General features: G+C 33.3%; 15 protein-coding genes. 14 read left to right on the top strand and 1 reads right to left on the bottom strand.

Features of this window, described 5'->3' with window-relative positions; translation table 11 throughout:
- Positions 1 to 129: 129 nt before the first annotated feature.
- From rpsL to dnaB, 14 genes are all read left to right on the top strand, one after another.
- On the top strand, positions 130 to 573 hold the full coding sequence (gene rpsL / locus EXC59_RS04620; protein WP_035368554.1) for a 30S ribosomal protein S12: 444 nt from the start codon (positions 130 to 132) through the stop codon (positions 571 to 573).
- Between the two features lie 84 nt (positions 574 to 657).
- A complete protein-coding gene (gene rpsG, locus EXC59_RS04615) occupies positions 658 to 1,128 on the top strand; it encodes a 30S ribosomal protein S7 (RefSeq protein ID WP_035368553.1) in 471 nt (156 codons plus the stop codon).
- A 16-nt stretch (positions 1,129 to 1,144) separates the two neighbouring features.
- The gene (gene fusA, locus EXC59_RS04610; protein WP_035368551.1) at positions 1,145 to 3,217 is read left to right on the top strand and encodes an elongation factor G; all 2,073 of its coding nucleotides are present in this window, start codon (positions 1,145 to 1,147) and stop codon (positions 3,215 to 3,217) included.
- An 86-nt stretch (positions 3,218 to 3,303) separates the two neighbouring features.
- Complete coding sequence (tuf, locus tag EXC59_RS04605; protein ID WP_035368549.1) at positions 3,304 to 4,488, top strand: elongation factor Tu; 1,185 nt, start codon at positions 3,304 to 3,306, stop codon at positions 4,486 to 4,488.
- Positions 4,489 to 4,569: 81 nt separating this feature from the next.
- Positions 4,570 to 5,325 carry a TatD family hydrolase gene (locus EXC59_RS04600; protein ID WP_035368547.1) on the top strand — a complete coding sequence of 252 codons (756 nt, stop codon included), beginning with the start codon at positions 4,570 to 4,572 and terminating at the stop codon, positions 5,323 to 5,325.
- Positions 5,326 to 5,328: 3 nt separating this feature from the next.
- The gene (locus tag EXC59_RS04595) at positions 5,329 to 6,018 is read left to right on the top strand and encodes a S1 family peptidase (RefSeq protein ID WP_035368545.1); all 690 of its coding nucleotides are present in this window, start codon (positions 5,329 to 5,331) and stop codon (positions 6,016 to 6,018) included.
- Positions 6,018 to 7,097 (top strand): S1C family serine protease, encoded by a 1,080-nt coding sequence (locus EXC59_RS04590; RefSeq protein ID WP_232034479.1) that lies wholly within the window; start codon positions 6,018 to 6,020, stop codon positions 7,095 to 7,097. The genes EXC59_RS04595 and EXC59_RS04590 overlap by 1 nt, the downstream gene beginning before the upstream one ends.
- Positions 7,098 to 7,114: 17 nt before the next feature.
- On the top strand, positions 7,115 to 7,540 hold the full coding sequence (locus tag EXC59_RS04585; protein ID WP_162849173.1) for a CinA family protein: 426 nt from the start codon (positions 7,115 to 7,117) through the stop codon (positions 7,538 to 7,540).
- Between the two features lie 110 nt (positions 7,541 to 7,650).
- A complete protein-coding gene (gene rpsF, locus EXC59_RS04580) occupies positions 7,651 to 7,938 on the top strand; it encodes a 30S ribosomal protein S6 (protein ID WP_035368543.1) in 288 nt (95 codons plus the stop codon).
- A gap of 2 nt (positions 7,939 to 7,940) precedes the next feature.
- A complete protein-coding gene (ssb, locus tag EXC59_RS04575; protein ID WP_035368542.1) occupies positions 7,941 to 8,372 on the top strand; it encodes a single-stranded DNA-binding protein in 432 nt (143 codons plus the stop codon).
- 16 nt (positions 8,373 to 8,388) lie between these two features.
- Positions 8,389 to 8,628 carry a 30S ribosomal protein S18 gene (rpsR, locus tag EXC59_RS04570; protein WP_035368540.1) on the top strand — a complete coding sequence of 80 codons (240 nt, stop codon included), beginning with the start codon at positions 8,389 to 8,391 and terminating at the stop codon, positions 8,626 to 8,628.
- Positions 8,629 to 8,790: 162 nt separating this feature from the next.
- Positions 8,791 to 9,666 (top strand): helix-turn-helix domain-containing protein, encoded by an 876-nt coding sequence (locus tag EXC59_RS04565; protein ID WP_035368538.1) that lies wholly within the window; start codon positions 8,791 to 8,793, stop codon positions 9,664 to 9,666.
- A 134-nt stretch (positions 9,667 to 9,800) separates the two neighbouring features.
- Entirely contained in the window at positions 9,801 to 12,260 is a 2,460-nt protein-coding gene (gene rplI / locus EXC59_RS04560; RefSeq protein ID WP_035368537.1) for a 50S ribosomal protein L9, read from the top strand.
- A 2-nt stretch (positions 12,261 to 12,262) separates the two neighbouring features.
- The gene (gene dnaB / locus EXC59_RS04555; RefSeq protein WP_035368536.1) at positions 12,263 to 13,606 is read left to right on the top strand and encodes a replicative DNA helicase; all 1,344 of its coding nucleotides are present in this window, start codon (positions 12,263 to 12,265) and stop codon (positions 13,604 to 13,606) included.
- Positions 13,607 to 13,649: 43 nt separating this feature from the next.
- On the opposite strand, the gene EXC59_RS04550 is transcribed toward dnaB, so the two are convergent.
- Positions 13,650 to 14,081 (bottom strand): Dps family protein, encoded by a 432-nt coding sequence (locus tag EXC59_RS04550; RefSeq protein WP_197723485.1) that lies wholly within the window; start codon positions 14,079 to 14,081, stop codon positions 13,650 to 13,652.
- Between the last annotated feature and the right edge of the window lie 79 nt (positions 14,082 to 14,160).

The following is a 14,160-nucleotide window of genomic DNA, read 5'->3' as shown; positions in this document are numbered from 1 at the left end:
AGTATAAAAATATATAATAAAACAGGTATGAGAAATAAATAAATTTCTAAACCCAATTGATGGCTTCATGAAGCCGATATATCTAAAATGAAACACTTGGTAATGTGTTTCAAGAAAGGAAATAAGAAAATGCCTACCATATCACAATTAGTTACAACAGCACGTGTTGACAAAGGTTCTAAGTCAAAATCTCCAGCTTTACAATATGGTTTTAATACTTTACAAAAAGCTCAATCAGATTATGCTTCACCTCAAAAACGTGGTGTATGTACTCGTGTTACAACTATGACTCCTAGGAAACCTAACTCTGCATTACGTAAGTATGCCCGTGTTAGATTATCAAACGGAACTGAAGTAACAGCATATATTCCAGGTGTTGGACACTCACTACAAGAACACTCAGTTGTTTTAGTACGTGGAGGACGTGTTAAGGACTTACCAGGGGTAAGATACCATATCGTTCGTGGTGCTCTTGACGCAACAGGAGTTGCAAACCGCAAGCAAGGTAGATCCAAATACGGTGCTAAGCGTCCTAAACCAGGTCAAGCTACAGCAACTAAAGGTAAGAAGTAATACCTTTTAGAGTAATCTAAACAAATAAAATACTTAAACAGATTTAAAAACTATAGATAAAATCGAAAGGAAGAAGGTGAACATATGCCACGTAAAGGACATGTCATTAAACGTGATGTATTACCAGATCCAATTTACAATTCTAAATTGATTACTCGTGTAGTAAACACAATTATGGAAGATGGTAAAAAGGGTACAGCACAAAGCATTTTATATGGTGCTTTAAACCGCATTAAAGAACAAACTGGTCGCGAACCAATTGATGTTTTTAATGAAGCAATTAATAACATTTCACCTATCTTAGAAGTTAGAGCTCGCCGTATCGGTGGTCAAAACTATCAAGTTCCAGTTGAAGTAAGACCAGAGAGAAGACAAGCATTAGCTTTAAGATGGTTAGTTAAATACGCTCAATTACGCCATGAAAGAACAATGGAAGAAAAATTAGCGAAAGAAATCTTAGACGCTTCACAAGGAACTGGAGCTGCAGTTAAGAAACGTGAAGAAGTACATAAGATGGCAGAAGCGAATAAAGCATTCGCTCACTACCGTTTCTAATTAAGGAGAATACAATATGCCACGTCAATATTCATTAGAAAAGACACGTAATATCGGTATCATGGCGCACATCGATGCTGGTAAGACAACAACAACAGAACGTATTCTTTACCATACAGGTAAAATCCACAAAATTGGTGAAACACATGATGGTGCTTCACAAATGGACTGGATGGAACAAGAACAAGAACGTGGGATTACAATTACATCTGCAGCAACAACTGCAGTTTGGAAAGAACACCGTGTTAACGTCATTGATACTCCAGGTCACGTAGACTTCACAGTTGAAGTTTCTCGTTCACTTCGTGTATTAGATGGTGCTGTAACTGTTATCGACGCTCAAGCGGGTGTTGAACCACAAACTGAAACAGTTTGGAGACAAGCTACAGAATATAAAGTTCCAAGAATTGTTTATGTTAACAAAATGGATAAGATTGGTGCAAACTTTAAGCATGCAATCAAAACTATCCACAACCGTTTAGGTGTTAAAGCTAACGCTATCCAAATGCCTATCGGAACTGAATCAGACTTCAACGGTATTATTGACTTAGTTACAATGACTGCAGTTCAATATTCTGGTGATGCTGATGAAACAACAAAAGAAATTGAAATCCCAGCTTATCTATTAGATGAAGCTAAACAAATGAGAAATGAATTAATTGAAGCAATCGCTGATTTCGATGAAGAAATCATGATGGCTTACTTAGAAGGTGAAGAAATCTCTGTTGAACAAATCAAGAGAGCAATCCGTAAGGGTGTTTTAGCCGTTGAATTCTTCCCAGTTGTTTGTGGATCTTCATTCAAAAATAAAGGTGTTAGAAAAGTTCTAGACGCCGTAATCGATTACTTACCTTCACCACTTGATATCCCACCAGTAATTGGTCATGATTCATATGGTAACGAAATTGTAAGACATGCTAGTGATGCTGAACCATTCACAGCATTAGCATTCAAAGTTATGACTGATCCATTCGTAGGTAAGTTAACTTTCTTCCGTGTTTACTCAGGTACAATTACTTCAGGTTCATACGTGAAGAATACATCAAAAGATCAAAGAGAACGTTTTGGTCGTATATTACAAATGCATGCTAACAACCGTCAAGAAATTGATGAAGTTTATGCAGGTGACATTGCAGCAGCAGTTGGTTTAAAAGTTACAACAACAGGTAATACATTAGCATTAGAGAATGATGATATTATCTTAGAATCAATGAACTTCCCTGAACCAGTTATCGAAGTTGCAGTTGAACCAAAAACAAAGAATGACCAAGATAAGATGGGCGCTGCTTTAGCTAAATTAGCTGAAGAAGATCCAACATTCAGAACTTATACAAATACTGAAACAGGTCAAACAATCATCGCTGGTATGGGTGAATTACACTTAGATATCATCGTTGACCGTATGAGAAGAGAATTCAAAGTTGAAGCCAACGTTGCTGAACCTCAAGTATCATACAGAGAAACAATTACTGTTCCTGCTAACATCGAAGCTAAATTCGTTCGTCAATCAGGTGGTCGTGGTCAATATGGTCACGTTGTAATTGATTTCGAACCAAACCCAGGTAAAGGTTTCGAATTCGTTGATAAGATCGTTGGTGGTGTTATTCCTCGTGAATACATTCCATCAGTTCAAAAAGGTCTTGAAGAAGCATTACAATCAGGTGTTTTAGCCGGCTTCCCAATGGTAGACATTAAAGCATCATTAGTATTCGGTTCATACCATGATGTCGACTCATCAGAAATGGCGTTCAAAATCGCTGCTTCTATGGCATTAAAAGAAACTAAGACTAAAGCACAAGCTGTTATCTTAGAACCAATCATGGACGTTGAAGTAGTTACTCCAAACGATTACGTAGGTAACGTTATTGGTGACTTAACATCTCGTCGTGGTCGCTTAGAAAGCCAAGAAGGACGCGGAAATGCAATCGCTATTCGTGCTTATGTTCCACTTTCAGAAATGTTCGGATACGCAACTTCATTACGTTCTAACACACAAGGACGTGCTACCTTCGTAATGCAATTTGACCACTACGAACGTGTTCCAAAATCAATTCAAGAAGAAATCATTAAAAAACGTGGTTCAAACTAATCCACTTCACAAAAAATTAGTAATATGATAAAATAACTGATGTTAGGTTATTATATATATAATAAATATAGGAGGATTTTGCAAACATGGCAAAACAAAAGTTTAACAGAACAAAACCCCATGTTAACGTTGGTACAATCGGACACGTTGACCATGGTAAAACAACTTTAACAGCTGCTATTACTACTGTATTAGCTAATAAAGGTTTAGCTGAAAAGAGAGATTACTCTCAAATCGATGCTGCTCCTGAAGAAAAAGAACGCGGTATTACAATTAACGCTGCTCACGTTGAATATGAAACAGCTACAAGACACTATGCACACGTAGACTGCCCAGGACACGCCGACTATGTTAAAAACATGATTACAGGTGCTGCTCAAATGGACGGAGCTATCTTAGTAGTTTCTGCTGCGGATGGTCCAATGCCACAAACTCGTGAACACATCTTATTATCACGCCAAGTTGGTGTTCCTAAATTAGTAGTATTCTTAAACAAATCAGACTTAGTTGGTGATGATGAATTACTAGACTTAGTTGAAATGGAAGTTAGAGAATTATTATCTGAATATGATTTCCCAGGAGATGACATTCCAGTTATCCGTGGATCAGCTTTAGGTGCTTTAAATGGTGAACCACAATGGGTTGCTAAAGTAGAAGAATTAATGGCTGCAGTTGATGCTTACATCGACACTCCAGTTCGTGCTACTGACAAACCATTCATGATGCCAGTTGAAGACGTATTCACAATCACAGGTCGTGGTACAGTTGCTACAGGACGTGTTGACCGTGGTATCGTTAAAGTTGGTGACCAAGTTGAAATCGTTGGTATCAAAGATACTCAAACAACAACAGTTACAGGCGTTGAAATGTTCCGTAAATTAATGGATCAAGCTGAAGCTGGAGACAACATCGGTACATTATTACGTGGTATCGATCGTCAAAACATCGAACGTGGTCAAGTATTATCTAAACCAGGTTCAGTTAAACCACACAGCAAATTCACTGCTCAAATCTACGTATTATCAAAAGAAGAAGGTGGACGTCATACTGCATTCTTCTCAAACTACCGTCCTCAATTCTACTTCAGAACAACTGACATCACAGGTATCATCACATTAAATGAAGGTACTGAAATGGTTATGCCAGGGGATAACGCTGAAGTTACAGTTGAATTAATCCACGCTATCGCTTTAGAAGAAGGAACTAAGTTCTCAATTCGTGAAGGTGGAAGAACTGTTGCATCAGGTTCAGTAGTTAAAATCTTAGAATAATTTAGATTTTACAAAGAGACTTCTTCTTAGAAGTCTCTTTTCCTTTTATGGTATAATTAGACTTAACTTAGAGGTAATTTTATGATGATTGATACACATGCACATTTAAATACAGATGCTTATAAAGAAGATTTAGATGAAGTTATTTCAAGAGCTGATTTATACGGTGTCAAAAAAATAATTGTTATTGGCATGGATAAATACCATAATGAAAAAGCAGTTGAACTTGCAAATAACTACGCAAATTTATATGCAACCGTTGGCGTCCATCCATGTGATGTTGAAACAGAAAAAATTGAAGATATCATTCCACTTTTAGATAAAAATAAAGTTGTAGCATTAGGTGAAATTGGAATTGATTTATATTGGAATAAAGATAATCTAGCAAAACAAATCATTTATTTTAAAGAACAACTAGATCTTGCAGTAAGAAAAAATATACCTGTGATTATACATACAAGAGAATCATTTAAAGAAGCATATGATGTTGTTAAAGAATATAAAGGAAAATTAACAGGTGTTTTCCATGCATTTTCTTCCACACTAGATGATGCTAAAAAAGCAATTGATTTAGGCTTTTATATTGGAATTGGTGGTGTAGTTACCTTTAATAAACGCGGTGAACTAGAAGATATTGTTAAAAATATCCCACTAGAGAAAATAATCGTTGAAACAGACTCACCATACTTAACTCCTAAACCTTTTAGAGGGAAAAGAAACGAACCAGGTTATACGAAGTTTGTTGTTGAAGAAATTGCAAAAATTAAAAATATAACAATAGAAGAAGTCAGTAAAATCACTACAAATAATGCAAACGCGTTATTTAGATTGGAGTAAATCATGAAGAAATTTATTACACTTATTTTAAGTCTTTCCTTAGTATTTAGTCTTATAGGTTGTGCCAATAAAGTGCCAGTGACAGCAGATGAATTTGAGTTTTCTGAGCAAATACAAACACTTTCAAAACATGTAGTTGCTGTTGATGGAAGTTTGTCAAACGATAAAAAAATTGCTAGTGGTTTACTTGTAAAGAAAGAAAATAATGGTTTAACATACACCTATTTTGTGATTACATCCTATGATGTGGTTGAACATGTTAATCAAATATATGTTTATGTGAATAAAGACCAAGGCTATAAAGCAAACTTAGTTAAAAAAGACGAAGCACTTGAAATTGCAGTTGTTTCATTTGAAACTTCAACTGCATTAGAAGTTGCTACATTAACAAAATTAGAAAACATAGAAGGATTAGTTGGTAGAGAAATTTATTCAATTGGTACCCCAATTAATACAAGTTACTTTAATATGCCAACTTCACCGGCATTAGTCTCTAAAGTAAATGACAATTTAATTATTCACTCAACAAATCTTAACAATGGTATGTTAGGTAGTCCACTGATTTTAAAATCTAGTGGAAAGATCATTGGTATCAACGTTTATTATTCAACATTTGAAAATGAAAGACCTATTTTTAGAATTAACCATGCATTAGTTATTGATAGAGTTATTGATTACCTTGCGGGGGTATAATGATGAAAAGAGGATATAAATTACTCCTTCTTGTGATTCTGCTTTCTCTGTCACTGGTAGGATTTATTACATATGAAGCAGATGTTCTTGAAGATGCTTCAAAATTTAACGAATTAGTTGAAGAGTTAAAAGAAAGTACAGTATCTGTTTTAATTTATCAAATGGAGTTTCAAATAGGTGTTGGTTCAGGTATGATCTACGATAAAGAATCAACAATGAATGACACGTACTACTATTATGTAGTAACAAATCAACACGTTGCACAAGATGCAACACATGTTGAACTTTTAATGAACAATGGCAATCGCGAAATTGGCGATGTCTATGCATCGGAAGAAGCAAACACGAGTGCTGAAGATATCGCAATTATTCGTTTTGAAAGCATGAATGAATATAAAATAATTGAAATACCTCAGACTGGAAATATTTTAAATCCAACAAGAGTAACGGTTGGACAACGCGTATTTGGTATAGGAACACCAGTTAGTTCATGCTATCAAAACAGTGTTTCAGATATTGGAATTGTAACTAAACAAACCGCTAACTTTATTGTACACACAGCAAATATTAATCCAGGAAATTCAGGTGGACCTCTATTTACAATAGATGGAACATTCATAGGAATAAACACACAACGATTAGAATTAGTTGATGGCGAATTAGTTGATGGTATTGCCGAATCAATAATTGTTGACCGTGTTAGATACATGATTAACACACGTTTGAATAATCTTAAACCACGTTTAGGAATTAATATTTTAGACCAAAATGTCTTTTTAACAAGAGACTATAGTGTCTTTGGCGAACAGGCAAAAGATTTTGATCCAAGAGAAAAAGTACCAACAGATATTCAAGGTGTTGTTGTGATGGATGTTGGCTCTACTAGAGCATCTTTTGGCAAACTTAAAATGTATGATTTAATCTTAAGAGTAAATGGAAAATCTGTAAAAACTGTGCCTGAAGTAAGTGCTGCATTAGGTGAAATTAAGTTAGGAAGCACCTATGTATTTGAACTTATGCGATATGATGAAGAAACCCAAAGTTTTAAACTCATGGAAGTGAGTGTAAAAATTACATGAAGCATCTCTTAGCAAAATTGATTGAAAAAAATGAAAAAATTGCATTTGCTGAATCAATTACTGGTGGCGCTTTATCTTCTCAATTTATCAAAAATAAGAATGCATCAAAAGCACTTGATGTAAGTTATATTGTTTACTCAAATGAGAAAAAAATTGAAGTTTTAGGTGTAGATGAAAAGTTAATTGAAAAATATACAGTTGTCTCAGAAGAAGTTGCATATGATATGGCTAAAAAGCTTCAAATGTTAACAAAAGTAGACTTAGCTGTTTCAACTACAGGGTATGCGAGTGGAAACTATGAGTTGGTATGTTTTGTAGGAATTATGTATAAAAGCGAGATAAAAGTATATAAAATCGTTTTAGATCGTAAAAAAAGTAGAATTAAAAACATAAATTTCCTTACAAAAGAAATTTCGAAATTATTGAATCAAACAATTGCATAAATTCTTGAAATATATCATCAATAGTGATATAATTAAAAAGCATGTAAAAAGTGCAATAAAAATTATCCTTGTCAGCAATGACCGGAGTCCAAAAGGAGGTCCAAACTAGTATGAAAAAGTACGAATTAATGTACATCGTTAATCCTACGTTAGATCCTGAAGCTTTAAAAGCTGTAATTTCAGACTTAAATGCTGTAGTTACAAACAATGGTGGTAACATCGTTGAAGTTAAAGAAATGGGTTTAAAAGATTTAGCGTACGAAATCGAAAAACATAAAAAAGGTTATTATGTATGGTTACTTGCAGAAATGTCACCTGCAGCAATAGCTGAGTACAAACGTGTTGTATCTATTACTGAAGCTGTGATCCGTCACATCGAAGTAAAAGAAGGAGAATAAGAATGATTAACCGAGTGGTTCTTGTTGGAAGAATTACAAAAGAAGTAGATTTAAGAGTAACTGGTTCTAATATATCAGTTGTTCAATTTACGCTTGCTGTTAATCGTAACTATACTTCTGCAAACGGCGAAAAACAAGCGGATTTTATCTCATGTGTAGCGTGGAGAAACACAGCTGATTTCATGAAGAAATACGTTAGAAAAGGTGCCTTATTAGGCATTGAAGGTCGTATTCAAACAAGAAATTACGAAGATAGTAACGGACAAACAAGATATGTTACTGAAGTTCAAGCAGATTCAGTTCAAATCTTAGAGTCTAAAAATGATACTTCGCAATCTAATGAATATGATACAAAGCCTTCTCGCGATGAAGACAATGATGATTATTACAATACATCAAAGAATTTAGTCGCTGATGAAGATTTACCATTCTAGAAAGGATTAAAAGAATATGCAAGATAAAGCAAAACGTGGTGGATTCAAAAAACGTAAAAAAGTATGTTATTTCACAGTTAATAAGTTCACTCACATCGATTTCAAAGATGTAGACTTATTAAAGAAATTCATTACTGAACGTGGTAAAATCTTACCAAGACGTGTAACAGGAACTTCAGCTAAATGGCAACGTCCTTTAGCTCAAGCAATCAAAAGAGCACGTCATATGGCATTACTTCCATTTGTTAAAGAATAATCTTAAACAAAAAAGAATTCATAATGATAACAAAGACCTAGTGATAGGTCTTTTTTTTTCAAATAAAAGACATGTTATAATGGCATTAGCAATTCATTTGTACAAAAAAAGTCGAGTTTTAAAATTCAAGGTTTGTTAAGATAACTGTGTAAGGTGAGAAATATGGATGAAAAAATAAAAGCCGTTCAACGCATGCAAGATTATATAAAAATACATATAGATGAAGAAATCATTATTGTTGATTTAGTAAATATTTCGCTTTATTCACCATGGTATACTAGAAAAATCTTTATTGAACTTATTGGTATAACACCGGCCGATTATATCAGAAAGCTAAAATTAAGAAATGCAGCCTTAAGTTTGCGTGATGAAAAAACTAAAGTGATTGATTTAGCATATGAATTAGGTTATGAAAGTGTTGATGGTTTTCAAAGAGCATTTTATAGAGAATTTGGGTGTAATCCAAAAGAATATGCAAATAATCCAGTACCATTAAAAATATTTAACCCTTACCGAATTGAAAATAAACATAAAAAGGAGATGGGTAAAATGACATCAAAAAATATTTTTATTACAGTTGTTGAAAGACCAGAACGAAAAGTAATCATTAAAAGAGGTGTTAAGGCAACACATTATTTTGATTATTGCAATGAAGTTGGTTGTGATGTATGGGGCATTCTTCTTAGCATGAAATCAATAGCAAATGAACCAGTATGCATGTGGTTACCAAAAAAATATATACTCCCAAATACTAGTGAGTATGTACAAGGAGTTGAGGTAGCATTAGATTATGATGGCATCATTCCTGAAGGATTTGATGTAATCAAACTTCCAAAATCCAAATACATAATGTTTCAAGGAGAACCATTCAAAGAAGAAGACTATAATGAAGCGATTGCTGAGATTTGGGAAGCAGAAAAGAAGTATGATCCATCAGTGATTGGGTATATGTATGATGATTCAAATCCACGTATTCAGCTTGAACCAATTGGTACAAGAGGGTATATTAAGTTATTACCAATCAAAGAATCTAAATAAAATATAACCTCATGAAAAAGACCTATTTTTAGGTCTTTTTATTATATATTTATCATTTAATAATCTTAAACCCTTTTTATTTTTATTCATGTATATGAATATATGATATAATTTTGATAAGGTAGGTAGTTAATTTGAAAAGAGTAATTATACTTATAATATCGATTATCTTATTAGTTTTAGCATATGTAACGTATGCTGTTTTAACATATACAAACTGGCTTGGTTCTTTTGTTCAATATAAAGACACCCTCGTTTTAGTATGTATAGGATTAACATTTATTACTTTTGGCTACATTTTATATTATGTATCGCATAATTATCGTCGTCATATTAAGAATTTACAGAATCGTTTAGCTAGATGGTCTAAATTATCACCTCGTGTGAACCAAATTGGTGATGATGCATTCCATGAACTTCCAATCGGAATTATTGTTTTAGATGAACAAGTTCAAGAAATTAAATGGGTTAACCAGTATGCAAGATCAATCTTTAATGATAATTTAATTGATAAGTTTTTAAATCAAATATCTTCAACATTATCTGATTATGTTGCTTCAGGTCAACTTACACCTGTGACAATTGCGGTTGGAAATGAAAAATATGAGGTTATTTACAAACCAACATATAAAGTTTTATATTTATTTAATGTAACATCACGCGAACAAGTGAAACAAGAATATCAAGACAATATTCCAGCAATTGGAATTATTAACTTAGATAACTTTGAAGAAAATATGCAAGCATTTGATATTTCTGAACAATCATCAATTAAAGGTGAATATTTATCAAGTATTGCAGATTGGGCAGAAGAATTTAATGGTTATTTAAAACCATATGGAGATAATCGTTTTATTCTCTTAGTTAAACGCAAGAATTTAGAACAAATGATGCAAAAGAAATTTGATATCTTAGAACGTATTCGTGATATCTCATTAAAATACGGATTAAGAGTTACAGCATCTATTGGTATTGCAAGCTGGGATTTAGCGTATGATGAGTTATCTGATTATGCACAAAATGCGATTGAACTTGCCGAGAAACGTGGTGGAGACCAAGCGGTTGTTAATATTCAAAACCAAAAGATTGCTTACTTTGGTGCGAAGTTAGAATCATTGGTTAAATCATCAAGAGTAAGTGCAAGACAATCAAGTCAGACCTTAAGAGAGTTATTGGATAAGGCTGGAGAAGTTTTAATTATGGGTCATAATCAAACGGATTTAGATTCGTTTGGATCAATGATTTTATCGTTAAAAATGGCATTAACATCACCCGATGCAGCAGCATATGTTGTATTAGACGTAGAAAAATTAGATCCAACGGTTAAATATGTTTATGATTTATTAGCAAGTTCAAATCATCCAGTTTTAAATCATATGATTCGAACTGAAGAGGCTTTAACAAAAGTTACAAAAGATACATTATTATTAGTTTTAGATACACAAACATCTCAAATTGTGCATTCTCCAGAACTATTAAGTTTAAATATTAAAACAGCAGTTATTGACCATCACCGTGGTAATGAAACATCAATATCTGGCGTATTTGGATATATCCATCCATCTGCTTCGTCAACAATTGAATTATTAATGGAACTTGTTGATTTCTTTGAAAGAGAAATTAAAGTAGATTCATTAGAAGCATCTATTATGTATGCGGGTTTAATTGTGGATACCAATACATTCACATATAGAACAAACACAAGAACATTTGAAGTTGCGGCTAAATTAAAAGAATATGGCGCAGATACAATCATGGTTAAAACATGGTTAAGAAATGATTTAGAACGCATGATTGAGTTAAATAATTTACTTGGAAAAGTAGAGATTTACTTAGATCGTTTCGCAATCATTAACGTTGAAGAAATTCACGAAGATCGCGCATTTATCGCTCAAGTATCTGAACAATTATTAGATATCCGAGATATTGATGCAGCATTTACAATTGTAAAAATTAGCCCAACAGATGTTGGTATTTCAGCGAGAAGTTACGGTGCAATTAATGTTCAAGTCATCATGGAAGAAATGGGTGGTGGCGGACACTTAAATAGTGCTGCAACACAAATTAAAGATATTGAAGTTAATGACGCTTATCAACAATTAAAACATATACTAGAATTAGAGTACGGAGGAGACAGTGAACCTATGAAAGTTATTTTATTAGAAGACGTTAAAGGAAAAGGCAAAAAGGATGCTATTATCGAAGTTGCAGGTGGTTATGCAAACTTCCTAATTTCATCTAAACTAGCTGTACAAGCAACAGAAGAAAACTTAGCTATCTTAGCTGAACAAAAAGAAAAACAAAAACAACAAGAAATCCAATATCTTAATTTAATGAGAAAAATTGCATCAGAAATCGATGGTAAATCAATTACATTACCAATTCAAGTAGGTGCAGATGGAAAACGTTTTGGTTCAATCACATCTAAACAAATCGTTGAAGAATTTGAAAAGAAACACGGTGTTGTTATCGATAAGAAAAAGATTGAATTAACAACAGATATTGTATCTGCAGGTATTTATCCAGTAACAGTTAACTTAGATAAGGGTGTAAAAGCAAGTTTTGAAGTAAATATCATTGAAAAGAGAGACTAAAAATGGCAAATAAATTACCTCATTCATTGGATGCGGAAAAGTCAGTTTTAGGGGCAATGTTTTTAGACCAAAAAACAGTGCCTACAATACTTGATGAAGTGAGAGAAGAAGATTTCTTTGATGGCTCACACCTCATGATTTTCCAATCAATTAAAGATTTATATCATCAACGTAAAAATATTGACTATACCTCAGTGACGTCTAATTTAGAATCTAAAGGACAATTAGAATCTGTTGGTGGTATCTCAGCAATTATTGAATTATCTAACTACACGGTTTCTTTAGAACACTTAGAAACTTACATTGAAATTATTAAAGATTTCTCATTAAAACGTGATGTAATCAAAGTCACACAAAGTTTAGCAACAGATGGATTAACATCTGATATTCATGCATCTGAATATTTAGATCGTGTTGAATCACAAGTTTTAGAGTTATCACAAAGAAGAAAAGTGGGAGCGTTTAAACCTGTTCCAGAAGTTGTTAAAGAAATCAAAGAAAAAATGGTTTACCTACAAAATAACAAAGGTAACATTACTGGTTTGACAACTGGATTTGCAACACTTGATCAACATACTAATGGCTTACAACCAGAAGAATTAATTATTCTTGCTGCTCGTCCATCTATGGGTAAATCTGCGTTTGCAATGAACTTGGCAGTCAATGCTGCTATGTATAATAAAAACGGTAAAGCTGGCGTTGCAATTTTCTCACTTGAAATGAGTAACGAACAATTAGTTACCCGTATGATTTCAAGTTTAAGTAATATTGAAAACTCTAAATTACGTACGGCACATTTAACTGCTCAAGAATGGAAACAGTTTGAGTTATACACAGACCGCCTAAATAGTTATAATATTTTCTTTGATGACTCATCATCAGCAAGTATTAGTGAAATTAGAGCGAAATGTCGTAAACTTTCTCAAGAGAAAAAATTAGATTTAGTAGTTATTGACTACTTACAATTAATTCGTGGCGATGATAGTAAAAATCCTAATCGTCAAGAAGAAGTTTCTAAAATCTCTCGTTCATTAAAACAAATGGCTAAGGAATTAAAGATTCCAGTTATTGCCTTATCACAGTTATCTCGTGATGTTGAAAAAACAGCGGATAAGCGTCCGTTACTTGCTCACTTAAGAGAATCAGGATCTATCGAACAGGATGCCGACATCGTTATGTTCATTCACCGTGATGATTACTATAATCGTGAAGGTGAGCCTACGGGTGATGCTGAAGTTATTATCGCAAAAAACCGTCAAGGTAAGATTGGTGATATTAAATTCATCTTTGCATCTCAATATTCAAGATTCTCTGAACGTTCAGATTTAGAAGAACCAGCAAATTAAAAAAATAACCTAGTTCAAATTAATATGAACTAGGTTTTTCTTTTTATCCTAAGAATGCACGGAGCATCCAAATATGTTTCTCAAGTGCTTCCGCAGTTGTGATTGCAAGGTCGGCTGTTTGTTCATCTTCATGGTCTTGAGCTAAGACAGTTAATTCTTTTAATTCTAAAACAACGAGTTTAAAGTCTTTGATTAATTCATCGACCATTTCTAAACTGTCATATGTAGAAGTTTCACTGATTGATGAAAGTTCTAAATACGTTTGCATCTTTGTAGCAGGTTTTCCACCAATGGTTAATAATCTTTCTGCAAATGAATCATAATATTCATTCACCATCTCATACAACTCTTCAAATTTCGCATGTAAGGTAAAGAAGTTAGGTCCTTTAACATACCAATGAAAATGGTGAAGTTTCACATTTAAAACTTGAAAGTTAGCAACTTGTTTGTTTAATTGCTTCTGTAAGTCTGTCATAATTAACACCTCCGTATTTATACCTTAATTATACCCTACTATTCAGTTTTTGTCTAAAAATCAATTTGAATGTGATAAA

The sequence above is a fragment of the Acholeplasma hippikon genome (genome assembly GCF_900660755.1).
GTDB lineage: Bacteria > Bacillota_I > Bacilli_A > Acholeplasmatales > Acholeplasmataceae > Acholeplasma > Acholeplasma hippikon.
This window is presented reverse-complemented; position numbering and strand designations above follow the sequence as displayed.

Coding starts and splice junctions, on each gene's coding strand:
- EXC59_RS04590 (WP_232034479.1), top strand. CDS start 6,018: ATGATGAAAAGAGGATATAAATTACTCCTTCTTGTGATTCTGCTTTCT.
- dnaB (WP_035368536.1), top strand. CDS start 12,263: ATGGCAAATAAATTACCTCATTCATTGGATGCGGAAAAGTCAGTTTTA.
- rpsF (WP_035368543.1), top strand. CDS start 7,651: ATGAAAAAGTACGAATTAATGTACATCGTTAATCCTACGTTAGATCCT.
- rpsG (WP_035368553.1), top strand. CDS start 658: ATGCCACGTAAAGGACATGTCATTAAACGTGATGTATTACCAGATCCA.
- EXC59_RS04565 (WP_035368538.1), top strand. CDS start 8,791: ATGGATGAAAAAATAAAAGCCGTTCAACGCATGCAAGATTATATAAAA.
- rpsL (WP_035368554.1), top strand. CDS start 130: ATGCCTACCATATCACAATTAGTTACAACAGCACGTGTTGACAAAGGT.
- EXC59_RS04595 (WP_035368545.1), top strand. CDS start 5,329: ATGAAGAAATTTATTACACTTATTTTAAGTCTTTCCTTAGTATTTAGT.
- fusA (WP_035368551.1), top strand. CDS start 1,145: ATGCCACGTCAATATTCATTAGAAAAGACACGTAATATCGGTATCATG.
- tuf (WP_035368549.1), top strand. CDS start 3,304: ATGGCAAAACAAAAGTTTAACAGAACAAAACCCCATGTTAACGTTGGT.
- rpsR (WP_035368540.1), top strand. CDS start 8,389: ATGCAAGATAAAGCAAAACGTGGTGGATTCAAAAAACGTAAAAAAGTA.
- ssb (WP_035368542.1), top strand. CDS start 7,941: ATGATTAACCGAGTGGTTCTTGTTGGAAGAATTACAAAAGAAGTAGAT.
- EXC59_RS04600 (WP_035368547.1), top strand. CDS start 4,570: ATGATGATTGATACACATGCACATTTAAATACAGATGCTTATAAAGAA.
- EXC59_RS04550 (WP_197723485.1), bottom strand. CDS start 14,081: ATGACAGACTTACAGAAGCAATTAAACAAACAAGTTGCTAACTTTCAA.